15 protein-coding genes are annotated in these 20,990 nt (G+C 70.0%); 4 read left to right on the top strand and 11 right to left on the bottom strand.

Annotated elements, in window-relative coordinates:
* The first annotated feature begins 417 nt into the window (after positions 1–417).
* Positions 418–1,314 (top strand): alpha/beta hydrolase, encoded by an 897-nt coding sequence (locus tag CHC08_RS34340; protein WP_218825625.1) that lies wholly within the window; start codon positions 418–420, stop codon positions 1,312–1,314.
* 221 nt (positions 1,315–1,535) lie between these two features.
* Positions 1,536–2,402 (top strand): SDR family oxidoreductase, encoded by an 867-nt coding sequence (locus tag CHC08_RS34335; protein ID WP_089211540.1) that lies wholly within the window; start codon positions 1,536–1,538, stop codon positions 2,400–2,402.
* Here the strand turns inward: CHC08_RS34335 and CHC08_RS34330 are convergent.
* The 3 genes from CHC08_RS34330 to CHC08_RS34315 all read right to left on the bottom strand — a co-directional run bounded on the left by CHC08_RS34330 (position 2,399) and on the right by CHC08_RS34315 (position 4,797).
* On the bottom strand, positions 2,399–3,094 hold the full coding sequence (locus CHC08_RS34330; protein WP_218825624.1) for a TetR/AcrR family transcriptional regulator: 696 nt from the start codon (positions 3,092–3,094) through the stop codon (positions 2,399–2,401). The genes CHC08_RS34335 and CHC08_RS34330 overlap by 4 nt on opposite strands.
* A complete protein-coding gene (locus tag CHC08_RS34325; protein WP_089211539.1) occupies positions 3,087–3,935 on the bottom strand; it encodes an oxidoreductase in 849 nt (282 codons plus the stop codon). Before CHC08_RS34325 ends, CHC08_RS34330 begins: the two co-directional genes overlap by 8 nt.
* A gap of 223 nt (positions 3,936–4,158) precedes the next feature.
* Positions 4,159–4,797, bottom strand: coding sequence for a TetR/AcrR family transcriptional regulator (locus CHC08_RS34315; RefSeq protein ID WP_089211537.1), 639 nt, complete (start codon positions 4,795–4,797; stop codon positions 4,159–4,161).
* Between the two features lie 147 nt (positions 4,798–4,944).
* On the opposite strand from CHC08_RS34315, the gene CHC08_RS34310 reads away from it, so the two are divergent.
* Positions 4,945–6,531, top strand: a complete 1,587-nt coding sequence (locus CHC08_RS34310) for an FAD-dependent monooxygenase (protein ID WP_089211536.1) — start codon at positions 4,945–4,947, stop codon at positions 6,529–6,531.
* A 105-nt stretch (positions 6,532–6,636) separates the two neighbouring features.
* Here the strand turns inward: CHC08_RS34310 and CHC08_RS34305 are convergent, their stop codons facing one another.
* From CHC08_RS34305 to CHC08_RS34280, 6 genes are all read right to left on the bottom strand, one after another.
* Positions 6,637–9,558: a glycoside hydrolase family 3 protein gene (locus CHC08_RS34305; protein WP_089211535.1), complete on the bottom strand. Its 2,922-nt coding sequence runs from the start codon at positions 9,556–9,558 to the stop codon at positions 6,637–6,639.
* Positions 9,559–9,606: 48 nt separating this feature from the next.
* Positions 9,607–10,422, bottom strand: coding sequence for a carbohydrate ABC transporter permease (locus CHC08_RS34300; RefSeq protein WP_089211534.1), 816 nt, complete (start codon positions 10,420–10,422; stop codon positions 9,607–9,609).
* The gene (locus CHC08_RS34295; protein ID WP_245878735.1) at positions 10,419–11,297 is read right to left on the bottom strand and encodes a carbohydrate ABC transporter permease; all 879 of its coding nucleotides are present in this window, start codon (positions 11,295–11,297) and stop codon (positions 10,419–10,421) included. Before CHC08_RS34295 ends, CHC08_RS34300 begins: the two co-directional genes overlap by 4 nt.
* 123 nt (positions 11,298–11,420) lie before the next feature.
* Positions 11,421–12,725, bottom strand: coding sequence for an extracellular solute-binding protein (locus CHC08_RS34290; RefSeq protein ID WP_089211532.1), 1,305 nt, complete (start codon positions 12,723–12,725; stop codon positions 11,421–11,423).
* A 16-nt stretch (positions 12,726–12,741) separates the two neighbouring features.
* On the bottom strand, positions 12,742–15,012 hold the full coding sequence (locus CHC08_RS34285) for a TIM-barrel domain-containing protein (protein WP_245878734.1): 2,271 nt from the start codon (positions 15,010–15,012) through the stop codon (positions 12,742–12,744).
* A 188-nt stretch (positions 15,013–15,200) separates the two neighbouring features.
* Positions 15,201–16,607 (bottom strand): pyridoxal phosphate-dependent decarboxylase family protein, encoded by a 1,407-nt coding sequence (locus tag CHC08_RS34280; protein WP_089211530.1) that lies wholly within the window; start codon positions 16,605–16,607, stop codon positions 15,201–15,203.
* Between the two features lie 434 nt (positions 16,608–17,041).
* On the opposite strand from CHC08_RS34280, the gene CHC08_RS34275 reads away from it, so the two are divergent.
* Positions 17,042–18,457 carry a xylulokinase gene (locus CHC08_RS34275; RefSeq protein ID WP_089211529.1) on the top strand — a complete coding sequence of 472 codons (1,416 nt, stop codon included), beginning with the start codon at positions 17,042–17,044 and terminating at the stop codon, positions 18,455–18,457.
* Positions 18,458–18,614: 157 nt separating this feature from the next.
* On the opposite strand, the gene CHC08_RS34270 is transcribed toward CHC08_RS34275, so the two are convergent.
* Together CHC08_RS34270 and CHC08_RS34265 are read right to left on the bottom strand one after the other, a co-directional pair.
* On the bottom strand, positions 18,615–19,382 hold the full coding sequence (locus CHC08_RS34270) for an SDR family NAD(P)-dependent oxidoreductase (protein WP_089211547.1): 768 nt from the start codon (positions 19,380–19,382) through the stop codon (positions 18,615–18,617).
* Between the two features lie 65 nt (positions 19,383–19,447).
* On the bottom strand, positions 19,448–20,899 hold the full coding sequence (locus tag CHC08_RS34265; RefSeq protein ID WP_089211528.1) for an MFS transporter: 1,452 nt from the start codon (positions 20,897–20,899) through the stop codon (positions 19,448–19,450).
* Between the last annotated feature and the right edge of the window lie 91 nt (positions 20,900–20,990).

Below are 20,990 nucleotides of genomic sequence, written 5' to 3'. Positions count from 1 at the left end.
TGACGCCGTTCGCCGTGCACAAGCGGATATACGCAGATAACAAATACGCCGATCCAACGTCATTTCCGCTGGCATAATCACGTGACGTCTCTGATCGCCGGGATCTGGCCGCACTCGACGCGGGCTTTCTCGGGCATACGCCGCTCGCGCTGTTCGACGGCGTCCCGGTCCGGCAGGTGATCGGTCGAGGCGGCCGGTCCGGCACGTGGTCGGTCAAGGCGGCACGTGGTCGGTCAAGGCGGCACGTGGTCGGTCAAGGCGGCACGTGGTCGGTCAAGGCGGCACGTGGTCGGTCAAGGCGGGGGGAACGGCTCGAGCGCTCGGTCCGGAGCTTCGCGGCGGCTCTGCCGAACGGCTGGCAGCCGGACCCGGCCCTAGAAGATCACTTCTTATTCGGTCAAGGAGCGAAAAGCACTCGTGAACACGGATCAGATCGTCGTTCCCATTCCGCGGACCCGCATCGGCGTCTACGGGGACGACCCCACTCGCTACGACCGGCCGCCCCTGCCGGCCATCTCGGCCGACGGCGTCCGGCACTACGCCAACATCGCGGTGGCACGGGTGTCCGGCTACCGCCCCCTGCACATGGACCTGTACGTGCCACCGGCGGCCACGGCCGATCGGCCGTGGCCGCTGGTCGCATGGATACACGGCGGAGCCTTCCGCGAGGGCAGCCGCACCAGCCTGCCCGACACCCTTGAGCCGGTCGGCTTCCACGAGCACCTGCTGGCACGGGGATACGCCGTGGCCGAGATCGACTACCGGCTGTCCCGGGAGGCCGTCTTCCCCGCGCAGTTGCACGACGTGCGGGCCGCGATCGCGTGGCTGCGCACCTTCGCCGGAGAGCTGCACCTGGATCCGGACCGGTTCGCGGCCTGGGGCGAGTCCGCCGGTGGCATGCTGGCGGCTCTCGCGGGGCTGGGCGACAGGCAGGACGTGGCCCGCGTCCAGGCGGTCGTGGACTGGTATGGCCCCTCCGACTGCATGGACGAGACGCGGTCGGACCCCGATGATCCGGGCGTGTGGCTGCTGGGCGGGACGGCGTCCCAGAAGCCGGAGCCGGCATTCTGGGCCAGCCCGGTCAGGCAGGTGCACGACCAGGCGCCGCCGTTCCTGCTCATGCACGGCACCGCCGACTCCACCATCCCCTACACGGAGAGCGAGAACCTCGCCGCCGCCCTCCGCGCCGTGGGCGTCCGCGCGGACCTGGTGCCCGTGGAAGGCGCCGGGCACGTGTTCAGGGGAGTGAACGACATGCTGACCCTGGTGCAGAGGTCACTGGACTTCCTCGACGACACCCTCGCCAAAAGCTAGGGCGGTCCTTCGCCTCCCTCGATACCGCGGCTGGTTCGATTTCGCCCTCCGGCCACCCACCTGAACGCGGGACTCGGGCCCCATGGCCCTGTTGGCCGCTCATCGATGCCCGGCAGGACATACCCCGGGATACCGATCCAACCGTCTGGTTTAAATTTGTCGGCCTGCGGGCTACACTAAAAAAACCATCTGGTTGGATTAAATATGTTCAGGGGGAAGACATGAGCACCAGAACCTGGTTCATCACCGGCGCCTCGTCCGGCTTCGGTCGCGCGATGACCGAGCGGCTGCTTGAGCGCGGTGACCGCGTCGCCGCCACCGCCCGGAAGCCGGAGCGCCTGTCCGATCTCGCCGGGAAGCACGGCGACCGTCTGTGGACGGCCGCGCTGGACGTCACCGACACCGCGACCCTGCGAGCCGTCGTCGAGAAGGCGTTCGCCGACCACGGCCGGATCGACGTGATCGTGTCGAACGCCGGCTATGGGACGTACGGCGCGGCCGAGGAGTTCACCGACGAGGCCATCGAGGCGCAGATCGCCACCAACCTCCTCGCGCCGGTGCAGCTCACCCGCGCGGTGCTGCCGCACCTGCGCGCGCAGGGCGGTGGCCGGATCGTGCAGCTGTCCAGCGCGGGCGGCCAGGCGGTCTTCCCGGGCGGCAACCTCTACCATGCGACGAAGTGGGGCATCGAAGGGTTCTTCGAGTCCGTCATCCTGGAGGTCGCCCCGTTCGGCATCGGGATCACGCTGGTCGAGCCCGGAGTCGCCCGGACCGAATTCGGGCACTCCCTGGATGTCGCCCCGGCTCTCGACGCCTACGCGGACACCCCCGTCGGGCAGATGCGCCAGTACATCGAAGCCCCGGCCGGCATCACCGCCAACGGACCCGGCGACCCGGACAGGATCGCCGACGCCATTCTCGCCTCGGTCGACGTCTCGCCGGCTCCTCGCCGGCTCACCCTCGGCAGCGACGCCTACCAGTCCGTGCACGCCGCGCTGACCGGTCGCATCGAGGAGCTGGAAGCGTCCAAGGACCTCGCGTTCTCCACCGACTTCGCGGATTCGCCGGCGACGGAGTGGGCGTCCTAGCCCTCGGTGCCCGGAACGAGGCCCGCCGAGCCCGTCGCACGTTGATCTCGATGCGGCGGGCTCTTCGCCAGGAGTCCGTTCAGCGCGGCCGCGGAGAGGGCGTCGGCCTCCGCCCCGACGAGCGGCGCGTGGCCGCTGAGCAGGCGGAAGACCAGCGGGCCGAAGAGGATGTCGGTCGCCGTCTCGACGTCGATCCCGGCGTCCACCTCACCCCGCTCGATCGCGCGCCGCCAGAGCCGGCCGATGGACTCCCTCCGGCTGGCCAGGAAGAACTCCCGGAAGTATCGGGATCCCTCGGGATCGGTCACGCAGGCCGCGAGCAGCTGCGCGAAGATCACCCCGGACGGGCTCCGATAGAAGTCGCTGACCCTGCGGACCTGCTCGGACAGGTCCTCCAGGGCGTTGCCGGTGTCCGGCAACGGAACGGCGTCGCCCATCTCCGCGCCGAACGCCTCGGCCGCGACGGCGATGCGGCTGGGCCAGTGCTTGTAGATGGTCGCCTTGCTGACGCCCGACCGCGCGCTGATCGCGTCGACGGTCGCGGCGGGCAGACCGCCCTCGGCGAGCAGCTCGCGAGCCGCCGCCAGCACGGACTTCTGTGCCCGGAGGCTGCGCGGCCGGGTGGACCGGACCGCCTTCATCGGGGCCGTCCAGCCCACCTGATCGAGCCCGCCCGACTCGGCATCACGCATCCGGGGCGCCGTTGCCGTAGTTCGTCGAGACCGACGCCTCTCGCCACATGTCCAGCTCGTACTGCACGAACTGTATTTTCGCCTCGACCCGGGCGACCGCGTCCGCCCCGAGCTGGATGCGCAGCGGGGGTTCGGGAACCGAGGCCAGATTGACGATCACCGCCGCCGCCTTGGCGGGGTCGCCCGGCTGCGTGTGGTTGCGCGCGCCCACGCCGTCGCGTATCGCGCCCGCGGTCTTGGCATAGTCGTCGATGACGTCCTCCGCGGCCCGCAGGCTGGAATCGTCCAGGAAGTCGGTCCGGAAGGCTCCGGGCTCCACGACGGTGACCGACACGCCCAGCGGGGCGAGCTCGATCCGCATGGACTCCGACAGGCCTTCGATCGCGAACTTGGTGGCGCCGTAGATGCCCAGGCCCGGCCCCTGCGTGAACCCGCCGACGGAGCCGATGTTGATGACGTATCCCGAACGCTGCCCGCGCAGCACCGGCAGCACGGCGCGGTTCACGTTCAGCAGCCCGAAGACGTTGACGTCGAAGACCGCGCGGACCGCGGAGTCGGACGCCTCCTCGACGGCCCCGAGCAGACCGCGCCCCGCGTTGTTGACCAGCACGTCGATCCTGCCGAAGCGCTCTACGGCCTGCGCCACGGCCTCGTGGGCCTGGCGCTCGTCGGTGACGTCCAGGGTGACGACGAGGAGCTCGCCTCCGGCGTCCTGGAACTCCTTCCTGGCCGCCTCGGCGTCGCGCACCGCGGCGACGACCTGCTGGTCGCGCGACAGCGCCTCTCGGACGATCTCCGCACCGAGCCCTCGCGAGGCCCCTGTGACAAACCAGACGCTCATGCTTTTCTCCCCCCGAAGTCTCAGAGTGCCCCGACCTGGGCGGCCTTGGCCGCATCCCCGATTCGGACCGCCTGGGTCATGGTCCCCTCTGAACTGAACTGAACGTTCAGTTCACCATAGCTTCCGTAAAAGTCATCGCGCAAAAACGCCTCGGCGATGGGAGGCCGGGCACGGAGCTCGATTCGTTCGGTTGGGCGTGCCGGCCCGGCGGGCGTCGTCGCGATCAGCGGGTCCGGTAGCAGCGCAGCCACATGTCGACGCCGTCGTCGATGATCTTGGCGATCTCCTCGCCGGAGAGCTCGCGCAGGCCGTACCGGGACTGGCTGATCGCCTCGTTGAACACCAGCAGGATGAGCTGGTGGACCGCCAGATCCAGGTTGTCCACGTCGAGGACGCCGAGCCGGACCTGCTGCTCGACCTCCTCCCTGATGGAGAGTTCGAAGGCGGGTCGCGCCTGCGTCCACTTCTCCATCAGCTCGGGATGGCGCATCTGCTCGATGAAGACCAGACGGCGGAACGCGGCGACGTCCCCGCTCAGGTTCAGGCGCACTATCAGGCGGAAGACCGCGCGAAGGTCCCGGTCGATGTCGCCCGTGCCCTCGAACTCCCCGGCGAACGCGGTCTCGGAGGCCGCGATCGCACTCTGCTGGACCGCCTGGACGACGGCCGCGAACAGCTGTTCCTTGCCCTCGAAGTGGTTGTAGATCGTCTGTTTCGACGCACCGGCCTCGGCGGCGATCATCTCGATGCTCGCGTCGACGTAGCCGTGCCGCAGGAACACCCGCTTGGCGGCGTCGACGATCAAATGCCGCTTCGCCGGGCGGCCGGGTCGGCGGGCGGGCACTTGACTTTCTGGACTCATGAGTCTAACAATACCAAATATTAGTTAGAACAAGCAGTCCAAGTATTCGGGCACGCCGTTCCGGCGGGAGCCCCTTCACCCGCACCGTCCCCGATACCTGGTCCTGTTCGCCATGCCCCCATCCGAGTGGAACGAGCAAGGAGAGCCATGAAGACCACCGATGTCGTCATCGTCGGCGGCGGCCCCAACGGGCTGCTGATGGCGTGCGAGCTCGCGCTGGCCGGCGTGCGTCCCGTCGTGCTGGAGCGCCTGCCGGAGCGGAATACGTCACCCAAGGCCAACGGCCTGGTCGGCCGCGTCGTGCAGGTGCTGGACTACCGCGGTCTGTACGAGCGGTTCAGCCGGAGAACGGAGCCGCCGACGCCGATCCCCTACTTCCAGTTCGGGGCTCTGTTCCTGGACATGTCCGCGTGGGACGGCAACGCGCTGTACGCACTGCCCGTCCCGCAATATCGCATGGAGGAGCTGCTCGAACAGCGCGCGCACGAGCTGGGGGTGGAGATCCGGCGCGGGCACGAGGTGACGGCGCTGCGCCAGGACGCCGAAGGCGTCACCGTCGACGTGCGAGGGCCGGACGGCTCCTACCGGCTGACGGCCGGATTCCTGGTCGGCGCCGACGGCGGGCACAGCGCCATTCGCAAGCAGGCCGGCATCGGGTTTCCCGGCATCACCGACAAGAGCTTCGTCGGGCTCAGCGGGCAGGTCACGATCCACCCGCCGGTGGCCGTCCCGGGGACCGGCGAGCTGGAGGTGCCCGGCCTGGGACGGCTCTGGCCGGCGACCTTCACCCGTACGGAGAACGGCGTCTTCTCCTATGGGATGTTCCAGCCGGGGGTCTATCGGGTCGCCGTCTTCGAGTGGGACCGGCCGCCGGTCGAGGACCGTGCGTTCACACCGGTCGAGGACCTGCGCGAGGCCGTCAACCGGGTCCTCGGCGCCGACGTGCCGATGAGCGACTCGGCCGACGGCCAGGGACCCCCGCCGGTGAGGAACACGGACGGCATCAACTCACGGCTGGCCGACCGGTACCGGCAGGGGCGCGTGTTCCTGGTCGGCGACGCCGCGCACGTCCAGTCCGGGGTGGGCGGCCCGGGGCTGAACCTGGGCATGCAGGACGTGATCAACCTGGCGTGGAAGCTGGCGGCCGACGTCAACGGCTGGGCGCCGGAGGGCCTGCTGGACACCTACCAGAGCGAGCGGCGTCCGGCCGCGGAAAGGGTGATCATGAGCAGTCGCGCGCAGACCGCCCTGCTGTCACCCGGCCCGAACATCACCGCGCTGCGCGAGGTGTTCACCGAGTTGCTGGGCGATCAGAGCAACGTGCGGCGCGTCTCGAACCTCATGTCCGGGGCGGACGTCCGCTACGACATGCGCTCCGACGGCCCCGCGCACCCGATCACCGGCGGCTGGATGCCGGATCTCGCCCTGAGCACCGAAACCGGGCCGACCAGGGTCGCCGGCCTCATGCACGCGGCCAGGCCGATCCTGCTGGACCTGGCCGGCCGGGCCGATCTGGTGGAGGCGGCCTCGGATTGGGCGGATCGCGTGGACGTGGTCACCGCGACCTGCGAGGACCGTCCCGCGGACGCCGTACTGATCCGCCCGGACGGGTACGTCGCGTGGGCCGCCGCCCCGGACGCTTCCAGCGGGGCGGACGCGCTGCGGCAGGCCCTGCGCACCTGGTTCGGCCTTCCGATCCAGACCGCCTCCCTTACCGGCGCCGACCGCCGATGACCCGGGTCGGCGGCGGGGTCCCCGCCCCTTGCCGACGAGGTCCCGCGAACCTTCCGTACGGCGCGCGCCCCGCCACCCACGTGGCGCGAGCCGTACGGAAGGGGATCAGCGGGTGAAGGCCAGGTCCTTGAGGCGCAGGGCGCCCTTGAAGACCAGGTAGAGGTCGTGCTTGCCGGCGGCCCCGGAGACCGGGGCGGTGGCCGTGGCCCACTGGTAGACGCCGCCGGTGGCGATCACCGGGACCGTGGCGACGACCCTGCCGGTCGGGGAGTCGAGGCGGACCTCGACGGAGGAGGCGGCGGTCGCGGCGACGCCCGCCCTGAGGCCGGTCACACCCCTGCCGAGGTCCACGTCCTCGAACGCGATCCACTCGCCCGCCGAGCCTCCGACCGCGTCACCGCGGACCTTGGTCTCGTCGACCAGCTCGACCCCCGAGTAGTCGTCGAAGTCGGCCGCCCGGGTGACCCTGGTCAGGTCGCGGTCGGGGATCCGCTCGCCGTTCACCCGTACGGTCGCGCGCTGGCGGATCCTGTCCGAGGAGGAGCCGACCAGGATGTCGTGGGTGGACGGCTCCACCGCGAAGCGGCCCCGGGTCACGTCCCACAGGGCCAGGTCCGCGGTCCTGAGCGAGAGCCGTACGACCTTCGACCCGCCCGGCGCGAGGTGCACCCGCTGGAAGCCGCGGAGCTGCTTGACCGGCTGCTTCACCCGTGACGTCTGCTGGTGGGTGTAGAGCTGGACGACCTCGTCGCCCGCCACGGAACCGGTGTTGGTCACGCGGACGCTCACCTCGTAGCCGTCGCCCTTCGCGACGGCCTTCAGTCCCTGGTAGCCGAAGGTGGTGTAGCTCAGGCCGTGGCCGAAGGCGTAGAGGGGGGTGTCCTTGCCGTACAGGTAGGTCGAGCCGGTCTTGATGATGTCGTAGTCGAGGATGTCGGGCAGCGTGGTTCCGCCCCTGGGCCAGGTCTGGGTGAGACGGCCGGCCGGGTTGACGTCGCCGTACAGGATGTCGGCCAGGGCGTGGCCGGTCTCGGCTCCGGCGTGGGTGGTCCACAGGATCGCCGGCACCTTCTCCTGGAGCCGGTCGACGGTCGTCGGGTAGCTGTTCTCCAGCACCACGACGGTGTTCGGGTTGGCCTTGCGGACCGCCTCGACCAGCGCCTCCTGACCTGCGGCGAGGTTGGTGTCCGTCCGGTCGTGGTCCTCGCGGCCGTTGATGAACGGCATGCTGCCGACCACGACCACCGCCACGTCGGCGCTCTTCGCCGCCACGACGGCCTCGTCGATCCCGCTGCGTACGGTCTCCTTGGTGAAGCGGGTGGCGCCGGCGGCCGTCGTCAGGCTGAGCGTGCCGTCGGCCGCCGCCCTGACGTAGGTGTCCGGGCCGAACCAGTCGTAGGCGGTCTCGTATCCGGCGTACCTCAGGAGCGTCGTCCCGTCGGCCTGCGCCTCAAGCTTGAACTGTTCCTGCACGAACCAGCCGGTGGGCTGGTCCTGGTTGTTGACCAGGGTGGACCAGTTCGCCCGGCTGACGTACTTGCCGTTGGCGACGCTGCGCAGGGTGACGATGCCCTGGCCCCAGTCGAAGACGTCGAACTGCTCGGTCGCGCCCGCCGCGGTCGCCGACAGCTTGAGGTCTGCGCCCGCGCCGATGCCCGCGGTGAGATATCTGCCGTCGGCCTTGAGCGCGATCCGGTCGACGCCCTCGGTGTCGACGGTGGCGGCCCGCTCCTTGATGCCGTCGAGCGGGGTGACCCGGTAGGGCAGCTTGCCCGAGTACCAGTCGGTGTAGAGGGTCTTGGCCAGCGGCCCCACCACCGCGACCTTCTTCGACGGTTTGAGGGGCAGGGTCTTGTTCGCGTTCTTGAGCAGCACCGCCGCCTCCGCCGCGGTCTGCCGGGCGAGCTTCTGGTGCGCGGGGGTGTTGACCGCGGCCTTGGTGATCTTCCCGTACGGCCCGCCGTCCGGGTCGAACTCACCCAGCCGGAACCGGATGCTCAGAATCTTGCGGACGGCCCCGTCGATGTCGGCCGGGGTGAGAAGGCCCTGCGACAGTGCCGCGTTGACCGAGCTCACCGTCGGGGCGCCGTTGGCGTCGTCCACCGTGAAGCTCTCGACGCCCGCCTTGATCATCGCGGCGGCGGCCTCGGCCTGGGTGGCGTAGTAGGCCTGCGAGCCGGTGAGGTTGTTCGGGCCTCCGGCGTCGGAGACGTTGAACAGGGGCCTGTCGGTCCAGGTCCCGACGGAGGAGTTGAGGTCGGTGACCGTGGCGGGCCGCCCGTTGATCCGGTTGTAGGCCGTCATGACGCCGGTGGCCGCGTCGGCCGCGATGGCGGTTCTGAAAGCCGGGACGTCATATTCGTTGAGGACGCGTGGGCGCAGGCTGGAGGAGGTGGTGTCCCGCCGGACCTCGTTGTTGTTGGCCAGGAAGTGCTTGAGCACCGGGGCCGCCCTGAGATGGTCGGGGTCGTCGCCCTGGATGCCCGAGCCGTACGCGGTGGAGATCGCCCCGGTGAGCAGCGGGTCCTCGGAGTAGCCCTCCTCGTTGCGGCCCCAGCGCGGGTCGCGGAGCAGGTTGACCACCGGAGCCCAGAGCTGCAGGCCCCAGAGCCGGGGATTGCTCGCGTGGTAGCCCCGGGCCTCGTCGCCGACGGCGGAGCCGACCCGCTTGATCAGGTCCGGGTCCCAGGTGCTGGCCAGGCCCACGGCCTGGGGGAAGACGGTTCCCTCCGCGGTCACGACGGCGCCGCCGTTGTCGATGTCGGTGGACCACGCGACGCCGTGCAGCGCCTCGGTGCCGGTCTTGAACAGGCCGATGCCCAACCGGTCCACCGCGGGCTGGTACTGGTGGAGCCAGGAGACCTTCTCGGCCAGGGTCAACCGGCCGAGCAGGTCGTCGATCCGCTGGGTAAGCGGCAGCGCGGGATCTCGGAAGGGATATTCGTAGGCCGCCTGGGCGGGAGCCGTGGTCAACCCCAGGGTCAGGGTCAGTACGGCCACCGCCACCAGTGACGTGCGAAAGGACATTGCGCCTCCAAGGTCAGGGGGTCGAAGCGCTTCGGGTTCTCGCGGGAACTACTTGATCGCGCCTACGGTCACGCCGCGGGTGAGGGTGCGCTGGAAGATCAGGAAGAAGGCGATGGCCGGGAGGATGCCGAGCAGCGCCGAGGCGCTCGACATCGTGGCGTCCATCATCTTGTCCCCCTGCAGGACTCCCAGGGCGACGGGGACGGTCTGGTTGTCGTTGGAGATGAGGAAGACGAGGGGCAGGAAGAACTCGTTCCAGGTCCAGATGAAGAAGAAGATGAGCAGGACGCTCAGCGTCGGCCTGCTGATCGGCACCACGACCTGCCACAGCGCCCGCCACTTGCCCGCCCCGTCCAGGGCCGCCGCCTCCAGGATCTCGCGCGGGAACCGGCTGAGCACCGAGGAGAGCAGGTAGGTCCCGAAGGCGCTCTGGATCACCGTGAAGATGATGATCACGCCGAGCCTGGTGTCGTAGAGGCCGACCTGCTTCGACAGGTAGTACAGGGGGTAGACCAGCGCCTCCTGCGGCAGCGTGTTGGCCACCAGGAACACGACCAGGATCCACATCCGGCCACGCACCCTGCCGATGCCGAGCGCGTAGGCGTTGAGCACCGACAGGACCGCCGCGAGCACGGCCACCGAACCGCTGATCAGCAGGCTGTTCCAGAGCTTGCCGCCGAAGTTCACCCGGTTCCAGAACCGGACGATCCCATCGAGGTAGAGCTCCCCGGGCAGGCTCAGCGGCCCACCCGAGGAGTAGTCCGCCGGAGACTTCACCGCGTTGAGCGTGACGATGACAAACGGCACGAGCATCACGACGGCCAGCACGACCAGCGAGACCAGAACCGAATATTTCCGGATCATGATTCCCTGTCCTGAATCCGCAGGAAGAAGACCGTCACCATGATGATCACGAGGGTGAGCACGGTGGCGATCGCCGAGCCGTAGCCGACGTTGGCCTTCTCGAAGAAGTTCTGGTAGCTGAAGTAGGACGGCACGAGCGTGGCCCCGCCGGGGCCGCCCCGCGTCAGGACGAAGATCGGCCCGAAGACCTTCAGCGCGGCGATCGTGCAGGTCAGCAGGACCACGTAGATCTCCGGCCGGATCTGCGTAAGCGTGATGTGCCAGAGCCGCCGCCACCACGACGCGCCGTCCATCTCGGCCGCCTCGTACAGGGCGGGGTCGACCCGCTGCAGCCCGGACATGAAGATCACGACCGGGTAGCCGATCTGGAACCACACCATGATCGCCATAACGCTCGGCAGAGCCCAGGCGGGGTCGCCGAGCCAGTTCCTCGGTTCCATCCCCAGCAGCTTGAGCAGCTCGTTGAGCGCCCCGAACTGCGGATGCATGATCCAGCCCCAGACGATTCCGGCGACCGCGACCGGCAGGACCTGCGGCAGGTAGTAGGCCGCCCGCAGCACACTGGCCGTACGGGGGCCGAACTTCTTGCCCACGTAGTCGAACAGGGTCGCCGCCAGGACCAGCCCGATGATCGTCGGGATGATCGCCATCGCCACGATCAGCGCGACGTTGTTGCGGAAGGAGGCCCAGAACCGCTCGTCGGCGAGGAGCCGCGTGTAGTTGTCCAGGCCGATCCACTTCGGCGCGCCGATCCCCTGCCACCGGGTGAACCCGATCCCGACGTTCATCAGGAACGGCACGACGATGACCGCCGTGAAGAGCACCGCGCTCGGCAGGAGGAACACCCAGTACCCACTACTACGAGACCTCTTCATCGAGGACCTCTCCATATGTTCTGCGCGTACGACCCGTGCCGCGGCACGGGCCCCGAAAAAGAGGGGCGATCACCGTCGTCCGATCGGTCGCCGACATTCGCGCGGCCGGACGCCGGCGTGCGGTCAGTTGCCGATGTCGGCGAGGTTCTCGTTGTACGGCGCGGCGATCTCGTCCAGGACCTGGTCGGGCGTCTTGGTGCCGTTGATGAGGTTCTGCACGCCCGAGACCAGCACGTCGTAGTAGCCGGGGGCCGGCCAGTCCGGGTAGAACGCCAGCCCGTCGGAGGTCGAGAGCTTGTTGAAGTTCTCGATCAGCTCCTTGCTCTTCGGGTCGGTGATCGCGGCCGGGTCGGCCGCCACCGGGATGCCGCCGGAGTTGCCGAGCAGGTTCTGGATGTCCTTCTTCATCGTGATGTCGATGAAGTCGTAGGCGAGGTCCTTGTTCTTGGCGTTCTCGGGGACGACCCAGATGTTTCCGCTGGATCCGGCGTTCATCGTGTTACCCGGCCAGAGGAAGGAGCCCCACTCGAAGTCCTTGATGTCGGTGGCGAACCGGCCGTACCACCAGCTGCCCGACACCAGGATCGGATACTTGCCGCCGATGAAGGACACCCCCATGTCCTCGGCCTTGATCGCGGCGGAGTCCTTGCCGATGTAGCCCTTCTTGACCCAGTCGGCGAAGGTGTCGGCCGCATACTTGAACTCGGGTCCCTTGAAGTCGACCTTGCCTTTGTAGAGCTGCAGCGCGTCCACCCACGGCCGCTGCGCCTTGCTCAGCGCGAGCTGGTAGAGGATCTGCTGCGCCGGGTATTCGGCGCCGCCGACGGCCAGAGGCGTGGTCCCGGCCTTCTTGAACGTCTCCAGCGCGGCGGTGAACTCGTCGAAGGTCGCGGGCACCTCGACGCCCGCCTTCTTGAACAGGTCCTTGTTGTAGTAGACCATCACGTACTCGGCGTAGTTCGGGATGCCGAACCACTTGCCGGCGCCCATCACACCGCGCTCGTCATACTTCGCGGTGGTCTGCAGCGAGGGGCTGAGCAGCTTGTCCCAGCCGCGTTTGGTCGCCTCGGGTGAGAGGTCGGTCAGCAGGCCCTGCTTGGACAGCAGCCCGGCGGTGGCATTGCCCTTGTTGTACTCCATCACGTCCGGGGCCTCGTCGGAGTTGAGGATCATGCCCGCGGACTGGCGGATCTGCTCGAACGCCTTCTCCTCCAGCTTGACCGTCACGCCGGGGTGCGAGGCCTCGAACTGCTTGACCGACTCGGCCCAGGCCTTGCCCATCGCGCTGTCGGCGCCCTCGTAGTGCCAGAGTTTCAGAACGCGGGGGCCCGTCGCGGCGGGTTTGTCCGCCGCCTGCTCGGTGCCGCCGCATGCGGCCAGCGCCACGAGCATGGCCGCGACGGCCACACCTGTTCTTATCTTGAACATGGTTTCTCCTAGATGCCTAGATGGTGGTGATGACGACGGGGACGCCGGCCCCCACCAGCTCGACGCCCACGATCCGCGCGCTCCCCGACACGGTCACCGTCAGCCCGTCCGCATCCGGGACAGCGGTGATCGTGGTGTCTCCTTCGAGGTCGGAGACGGTGGTACGGCTCTCGCCCACGCCGTAGCCGACCAGGACGATCTCTCCGAACGACCCGTCCCCGATGGCGTCGCCGGGGTCGGCGAGGGTCGGGATGAGCGCGCCGTGCCGTACGAACAGCGGGATCCGGTCCAGCGGCGTGGAGACCGTGACGTACCGGCCGCCCGCCAAGACCTCTCCCGTCCAGTGGTCCACCCACTCGCCCGCGGGCAGGTAGACCTTCCTCACCCCCTCGGGGGAGGTCATCGGCGCCACCAGCAGGTCGCGGCCGAGGAGGTACTCCAGGTCCGCCTGCCAGGCCACCGGATCGCCGGGGTGGTCCACGCAGAGCGCCCGCATCATCGGCGCCCCGGTCCTGGCGGCCTCTACCGCCGCCGTGTAGATGTATGGCATGAACCGGTAGCGCAGCTTCAGCGCCTCCACCGCCTGGGCCTCGACCTCGGGAAACTCCCACGGCTCCCGGCTGGTGGTGCCGTGCAGGCGCAGCAGGGGCGAGAACGCGCCGAACTGGGTCCAGCGGACGTACAGGTCGTCGGTCGGGCGGCCGGTGAACCCGCCCGCGTCGTGGCTCCAGAACGGGATGCCGGACAGCCCGTGCGCCAGCCCGCCGCGCAGCGTGCTGCCCATCGCCGGGTAGCTCGTGTAGGTGTCGCCGCTCCACTGCGCCGCGTGCCGCTGGCCGCCCAGGAACGACGAGCGCGCCCAGACCATGCCGTGCCCGGCGATCTCCCGGGTCGCCTCGGAGACGGCGTCGTTGAACAGCAGCGCGTAGACGTTGTGCAGGTCGGTGCCGCTCATGCCGTTGAACGCCACCGCGTCGTGCGGCACGCCCTCGGCGAAGTCGGTCTTGAAGACCTGCACGCCCTGGCGGAGCAGCGGCCGCAGCAGTCCCTTGAACCATTCCACGGCGGCGGGGTTGGTGAAGTCGACGATGCCGCAGGCGGGGTAGGAGCCGTGCCAGCAGTCGGCCACGTAGACCTCGCCATCCGGCTTTTTAAGGAAATATCCGTCTTCTGAGGCCTGGGGAAACACCGGGCTGAGGTGAGAGATGTACGGGTTCATCCAGAGGCAGACCTTGAAGCCCATCCCGTCCAGCTCGGTCAGCATGGTCTCGGGATCGGGGAAGTTGGCCGCGTCCCACCGCAGGTCGGACCAGTGCCCGTCCGTCTGCCAGTACGTGTCCAGGTGCAGCACGTCACACGGGATCCCGCGCTCCCGGATCCTGCGTGCCCTGGCCATCACCCGCTCCTGGGTGTCCACGAAGAATCCCGAGGAGATCCAGGTGCCGAACGCCCACTTGGGCGGGAGCATCGGCCGGCAGGTCAGCAGGTCGAACCGGTCGAGCACCTCGGGCGGGGTGGGACCGGCGATCACGTAGTAGTCGATCAGGTCGTCCGGGACCACGATCTGCACGCAGCTGTGCGTGGACTGGCAGACGTCGAACTCCACGGGCGCCCCGCTGTCGACCAGCACCCCGTAGCCCCGGCTGGAGAGGTAGAACGGCACGTTCTTGTACGCCCGCTGCGACTCCGCGCCGAACGCGTCGAAGTTCCACATGACCGGCCGCTGGCCGCGCTTGTCCAGCGGGGTGAACGACTCGCCGAAACCGGTGAACGCCTCGTCGGCGGCGGCGGCGAAGCTCTCGTGGTAGCCGACCACCGCGCCGTCGGAGCTGGACCGCCCGAACGGCAGCGTGCGCAGGCGCCCGCTGATGTCGGTGTGACCCCGGTCCTGCTCCAGCAGGAGCGCTCCACTCGCGTCGGTGAACCTCAGGTTCCACGGCGCCAAGGTGATCTCCGCGTGGAGCGAGCCCGCGTCGATCAGGATCGTCCCGTCGCCGCTCTCCACCCGCGCCCCGGCGAACTCACCCGGCGTGACCATCGAGATCGCGGCCGCCGACCGGGTCCGCGCGTCCACGTCCTGCCCGAGCCGTACCCGGATCACGCCCTCGCCCGCCACCCCCACCTGGACCAGAAGCGTCTCCTCGGCGGAGGTCACGGCCTTCAAAATCACCCCGGTCGCGTCGGACGCCACCGGCTCCGCCGAGGTCAGCGCCGACAGGCCCGTCTCACCGTGCGAGCGAACGGGCAACTCCGGCGGATCGGCGACGAAGTACTCATGCGCGATCAAGGGGGGACGGTAGGGCATGGGGGCTCCAGCGCTTCAGGCTTCCGGTTGCTGATTTAGTTTTACGTCCAAACCAACAAACGTCAATGGGATCGACCTGCCGGGCCAAGGACGGGAGCACGGCCTGGGCAGCAAAAAGCCCCGGCCCTCAGACGGAGGGGCCGGGGCCGGGGTTCTCTGCGACGCGCCCCTTACCCCTCGGCGTCCGGCCGGGCGCAGCGGAGGATCGCCGCGACGGACCTGTCCACGTCGTCCTGGTCGGTTGACCAGTTCGACACCGATATCCGCATCGCGGCCCGGCCGTTCCAGGTCGTGCCGCTCATCCAGCAGGTACCGTCCCGCTGCACCCGCTCCACGACCGCGCGGGTGTGACCGTCGTGGTCGCCGTCCGCGGCGAGGAAGCGCACCAGCACCTGGTTGAGCACCACGTCGTTGAGGATCTCGACGCCGTCGTGGGCGGCCAGCTGCTCGGCGAACGAGCCGGCCAACGCGCAGCAGCGCTCCACCAGTTCGGCGACGCCGGCGCGGCCGAGTGCCCCGATGGCGGCGTAGACGGGGAACCCGCGAGCGCGCCGTGAGAACTCGGGGGTGTAGTCGAGCGCGTCGCGTTCCCCCTCGCCGCCGTGGATGAGGTAGTCGGCCCGCGTCCCCATCGCGGCCCGGTGCGCCCGCGGATGGGCGCAGAAGACGAGACCGGAGTCATAGGGCACGTTGAGCCATTTGTGCCCGTCGGTGGCCCACGAGTCGGCTCGCTCCACCCCCGCCGTCAGATGCCGCAGCCGGGGGCTGGCCGCGGCCCACAGCCCGAACGCGCCGTCGACGTGCACCCAGGCCCCGGCCTCGTGGGCGACGGCGCAGATGTCTCCCACGGGGTCGAACGCCCCCGTGTTGACACCGCCGGCCTGGGTGCAGACGATCGTCGGGCGATCGCTCTCGGCGAGCGCGTCCGACAGCGCGTCCGGGATCATCCGTCCCTGGTCATCCGTGTCGACCGAGGTGATCGCGGCGCGGCCCAGGCCGAGAAAGCCCGCCGCGCGGTCGATGGTGTTGTGCCGGTGCCGACCGGCCAGCACCCGCAGGCGAGGCGCCCCGGCCAGCCCGTCGGCCTCGACGTCCCAGCCCTCCCGGCGCAGCATCTCGTGCCGGGCGGCGGCCAGCGCCGTGAAGTTGGCCATCTGGCCGCCGGTGACGAACCCCGTCGACGCGTGGGCGGGAAGTCCGAGCAGTTGCACCAGCCACGCCCCGGTCACCTCCTCCACCACCGAGGCGGCCGGCGCGAGAGCGGACAGGCAGGCGTTCTGGTCCCAGGTGGTGGTGAGCCAGTCCGCTGCCAGCGCCGCCGGATTCGCTCCGCCGATCACGAACCCGAAGAAGCGACCGCTCTGCGTGCTCACCAGACCGGGCTCGGCCGCCGCGGCCAGTCTCGCGACGACCTCGCGCGCGTCCTGAGGCGCTTCGGGCAACGGGCCGCCGAGCGCCGCTCGGAGGTCGAGCCTGTCCGTCGCGCTGCCCACCGGCCGATCGGGCAGAGTCGTCAGATAGGCGAGGGATCTCTCGTACGCCTCGGCCAGCGGTGCCGCCCAGTCCGGCTTTTCCAACGCGCTCTCCTCCGGCCTCGGGGAACAATGGAGCAGCCCCTAGCGCTAGGGGCTGCTCCATTGTTCCCCGAGGCCGTCTTACGTACCCCCTCGTGGTCAGGTGGTGGCCGGTCAGATGCAGGTCGAGCCGGCGTTGCCGGCGTGGTGGCCGTACGTCGGCCGAAGACGTGCCGGCTGCCAGGGCGGTCGTCGACGTCGCTGACGATCGGCTCCGGTAATCCGTCGCGGGCTGCGTCATGATCTTGACAACACACCTGGCGCAGCCGAAATAATTCAGCCACTCGACAAACAATCCAAGCGTTCCAGAGCTTCGCCCCCGGCCACGGTCGGCGCCGAGGGCTTCGGATCCAAACAGTTCGCCGTCGACCACCGGGTCCGCGCCCCCGCTGACCAACCGCGCCACCTGACCCGCACCCGACAACCCCGGAGGAACGGTGCCCCTCGTCGCCGGGGTCGACTCGTCGACCCAGTCATGCAAAGTCGTCATCCGCGACGCCGAGACCGGGAAGCTGGTGCGCGAAGGTCGCGCACCACACCCCGTCGGCACCACCGTGCCGCCGGCCGCGTGGGAGGCCGCCCTGTCCGACGCGGTCGCACAGGCCGGCGGACTGGACGACGTGGCGGCTGCCTCGATCGCCGGGCAGCAGCAGGGCATGGTGTGCCTGGACGACGACGGCGCGGTGATCCGGGACGCCGTGCTGTGGAACGACACCCGCTCGGCCGGCGCCGCCGCCGACCTGATCTCGGATCTCGGCGGTGGCGAGGCGGGACAGCGAGCATGGGCGGAGGCGGTCGGCCTGGTACCGGTGGCCAGCTTCACCGTCACCAAGCTGCGCTGGCTGGCCTCGGCGGAGCCGGACAACGCCGCCCGTACAGCCGCGGTGTGTCTGCCGCACGACTGGCTGACCTGGCGACTGTCCGGCGCACCGGGGCTCGATGCGCTGCGCACCGACCGCAGCGAGGCCAGCGGGACCGGATACTGGTCGGCCGCGACCGATGAGTACCGTCTGGACCTGATCCGGTTGGCGTTCGATCGCGACGATGTGCTGCTGCCGCAGGTGCTCGGGCCGACTTCTCAGGCCGGGCACCTGCGCACCGGCGCGCCGCTGGGCCCCGGCGCCGGCGACTGCGCCGCAGCGGCGCTGGGTGTCGGTGCCGAGCCGGGCGACGTGATCGTGTCGATCGGCACCTCCGGCATAGTGTCCACCGTTTCCGACGTGCCGGCCGCGGACCCGAGCGGGATCGTGGCCGGGTACGCCGATATGACCGGCCGGTTCCTGCCGCTGGTGTGCACGCTCAACGCCGCCCGGGTGCTGGACGCGGCCGCGACCATGCTGCGAGTGGACCACGCGGAGCTGTCGGCGCTGGCGCTGTCCGCACCGCCGGGCGCCGACGGGCTGGCCCTGGTGCCCTACCTGGAGGGCGAGCGCACACCGAACCGCCCGCACGCCACCGGAGCCGTGCATGGCCTGACCCTTCGGACCTCGACCCCCGCGCACCTGGCCCGCGCGGCGGTGGAGGGCATGCTGTGCGCCCTCGCCGACGGGCTGGACGCGATGATCGCGCAGGGCATGACGGTCAACCGGGTCATCCTGGTCGGCGGCGGCGCCCGCTCGGAGGCGGTGCGCCGGATCGCTCCCACGGTCTTCGGCCGCCCCGTGCTCGTCCCGACACTGGGGGAGTACGTCGCCGACGGCGCCGCCCGTCAGGCGGCCTGGGTGTTGTCGGGTGGGCAGCGGCCGCCATCGTGGACGGTCGGGCAGGTTGAGATGCACGAGGCGGACGCCGTGCCGGCGATCCGCGAACGGTACGCCGTAGCCCGCGCGAACGTCCTCGACCGCGTCGGCTGACGGCGGCAGAGCCGGTCAGCGTGACGGCGAGCGGGGTTCCGTAACGATCGGCGATCAGATGGTGCTTAGAGCCGGGACGGGCACGGTCCACGGACGAGGGGCCCACATGCTCCCCCTTTGAAGGCCCGAACGTCCGGTGACGGGCGAGGTGAACGGGTCAGGCCGTGGCTCCTCCGTCGATGAGCAGGTCGGTTCCGACGACAAAGCCCGCTTCGGGCGAGGCCAGATAGAGCACCGCCGCGGAGATCTCGTCGAGACCGCCGACCCGACCGGCCGGCAACTGCTCCCCCATCCGGGCGTCACGGTCGGCCGCGGTCTCGCCCGGCCGGTAGGACATCGGCGTGTCCATCGGGCCGGGGCTGACGGCGTTGATCCGGACTCCGTCGCGGATGTGGTCCAGCGCGGCGTTGCGGGTCAGCGCGCTGACCGCGGCCTTCGTCGCGACGTACGCCCCCAGACCCGCGAGCCGCTTGTGAGCGCCGAGGTTCGAGGAGACGTTGACGATGGCGCCGCCGCCGTTGCGGCGCATGTGGGCGATCTCGTGCTTCATCGACAGCAGGGTGCCGGTGAGGTTGACCGCGACGAGCGTGGACCACTGGTCCTCGTCGATGTCGCCCACGGGGCCGAACGCGGTGATGATGCCGGCGTTGTTCACCGCGACGTCGAGGCCGCCGTAGGTGGCCGCGGTCCGGGTCACGAGCGCCGCGACGTCCTCGGACCGGGTGACGTCCGCGGTGATCGCCGTGGCGCGGCCGTCCTCGGCCTCGGCCTCGATGAGCTTCACGGTCCGCGTCAGCGGTTCGGCGGAGCGTCCGGCCACGGCGACGGCCGCGCCCTCCCGCGCGAAGGCCAGGGCGATCGCCCGGCCGATGCCGGATCCTCCCCCGGTGACGAGGACGACCTTGCCGGTGAAACGAGCGGTCATGGTGACTCCCAGGTTGATGGTTCGCTGCGGACATGGCTGGTTGTGGAGGTCTCTCACCTTCGGCGTCATTCCTCGCTCCGGGGCCGTACGGCGACGGCCGTCAACGCCGCCAGGAGTGCGAAGGCGAACCCGGCGGCGCCCAGCGCCCAGGAGTAACCGCCGGTCGTGGCGGCCTGCGGGTTCGCGCCCCCCACGGTGATGTGCGAGGTCCGGGCCGCAGCGACGGTCGTCAGCAGAGCCAGCCCGACCGTGGGGCCCAATTCCATGGCGGTGTTCATGACGCCTCCCGCGAGGCCGGCCTGCCGCCGCGGGACCCCGGCGACGGCGAGGACCGCGGCCCCGGCGAAGACCGGCGCGACTCCGGCCGGCAGGAGCACGAGGCCGGGCAGCAGACCGGTGACGTACTCCGTGCGCGGGTCGAGCCCCGAGAGCAGGAACAGCCCGCCGGCGGCGACCGTGAGTCCCGCACCGACGACCGCGCGGGCGCCGAACCGGACGATGAGCCGGCCCGCGAGCCGACCGGCGATGAGGAGCGAGAGCGCGTAGGGCACGAAGGCCAGCGAGGTACGCAGCGGCGACCAGCCGCGGATCTGCTGGAGGTAGAGCGCGAGAAGAAGGAAGACCACCGCGGTTCCCGCGGCGGAGAGGGCGATCGCCGGCAACGCGACGACACGGCGCCGGTCGGCGAGGAACGCCGGAGGCAGGAGCGGCTCCCGGCCGCGCGACTCGACCGCGGCGAAGGCCGTCAGCGACGTCAGGCCGGCGACGAGCGGGACCAGGACCGCCGCCGAGGCCCACGCGTGCCCACTTGTCGACAGCAGGCCGTAGCTGAGCAGCGTGACCCCCGCCGTGGCGAGTGCGGCTCCCGGAAGATCGAGTGCGACCGGTCCACTCGGCGCGGCGGCGGGCAGCCATCGCGGCGTCAGCGGCAGCGCGACCAGGCTCACCAGCAGCGCGACGCCGAACATCCACCGCCACGGCACCCAGGTGGTGACCACGCCGGACAGCAGGGTCCCGGCCGTCGCGCCCAGGACGGACAACCCGCCCCAGGTCGCCATGGCCCGGGCGTACCTGCCCGGGTCGGGAAGGACCGCGCGAAGCACGGCGATGGCGGCGGGTGCGGTGAGCGCCGCCCCGACGCCTTGGGCGAACCGGGCCGCGACCAGGACCGCGAAGCCCGGGGCGAGCGCCGCGACGGCCGAGGCCACCGCGAAGACGACCAGCCCCGTGGCGAACAGCGCGCGACCGCCGTGCCGGTCGGCGAGCCGGCCGCCGAACAGCAGCAACCCGCTGAAGGAGAGCCCGTACGCCGTGCTGACCATGAAGAGGCCGGAGGGGCCGAGCCGGAACTCCCGGCCGATCTCGGGGAGCGGCACGGCGATCAAGGTGATGGTGAAGATCAGGGTGGTCTGAACGGTGCCGAGCAGTGCGAAAGCTCGAACCGAGCCGGTCCGCTCCGCCGGCTGCGCCGTCGCGCCGTGCCCGACCGGCGGCGAGCCGGGTTCCGTGATCGCCATGATTCCTTTCCGAAGCGTCCGAAAATTCAAGATCGAGCGTTCTTGTTTTTGGGCAGCAGTCAGCGCATCCCGAAGGCCATTTCTCGCCACG

Origin of the sequence: Streptosporangium subroseum (assembly GCF_900188345.1) — a bacterium.
GTDB lineage: Bacteria > Actinomycetota > Actinomycetes > Streptosporangiales > Streptosporangiaceae > Streptosporangium > Streptosporangium subroseum.
This window is presented reverse-complemented; position numbering and strand designations above follow the sequence as displayed.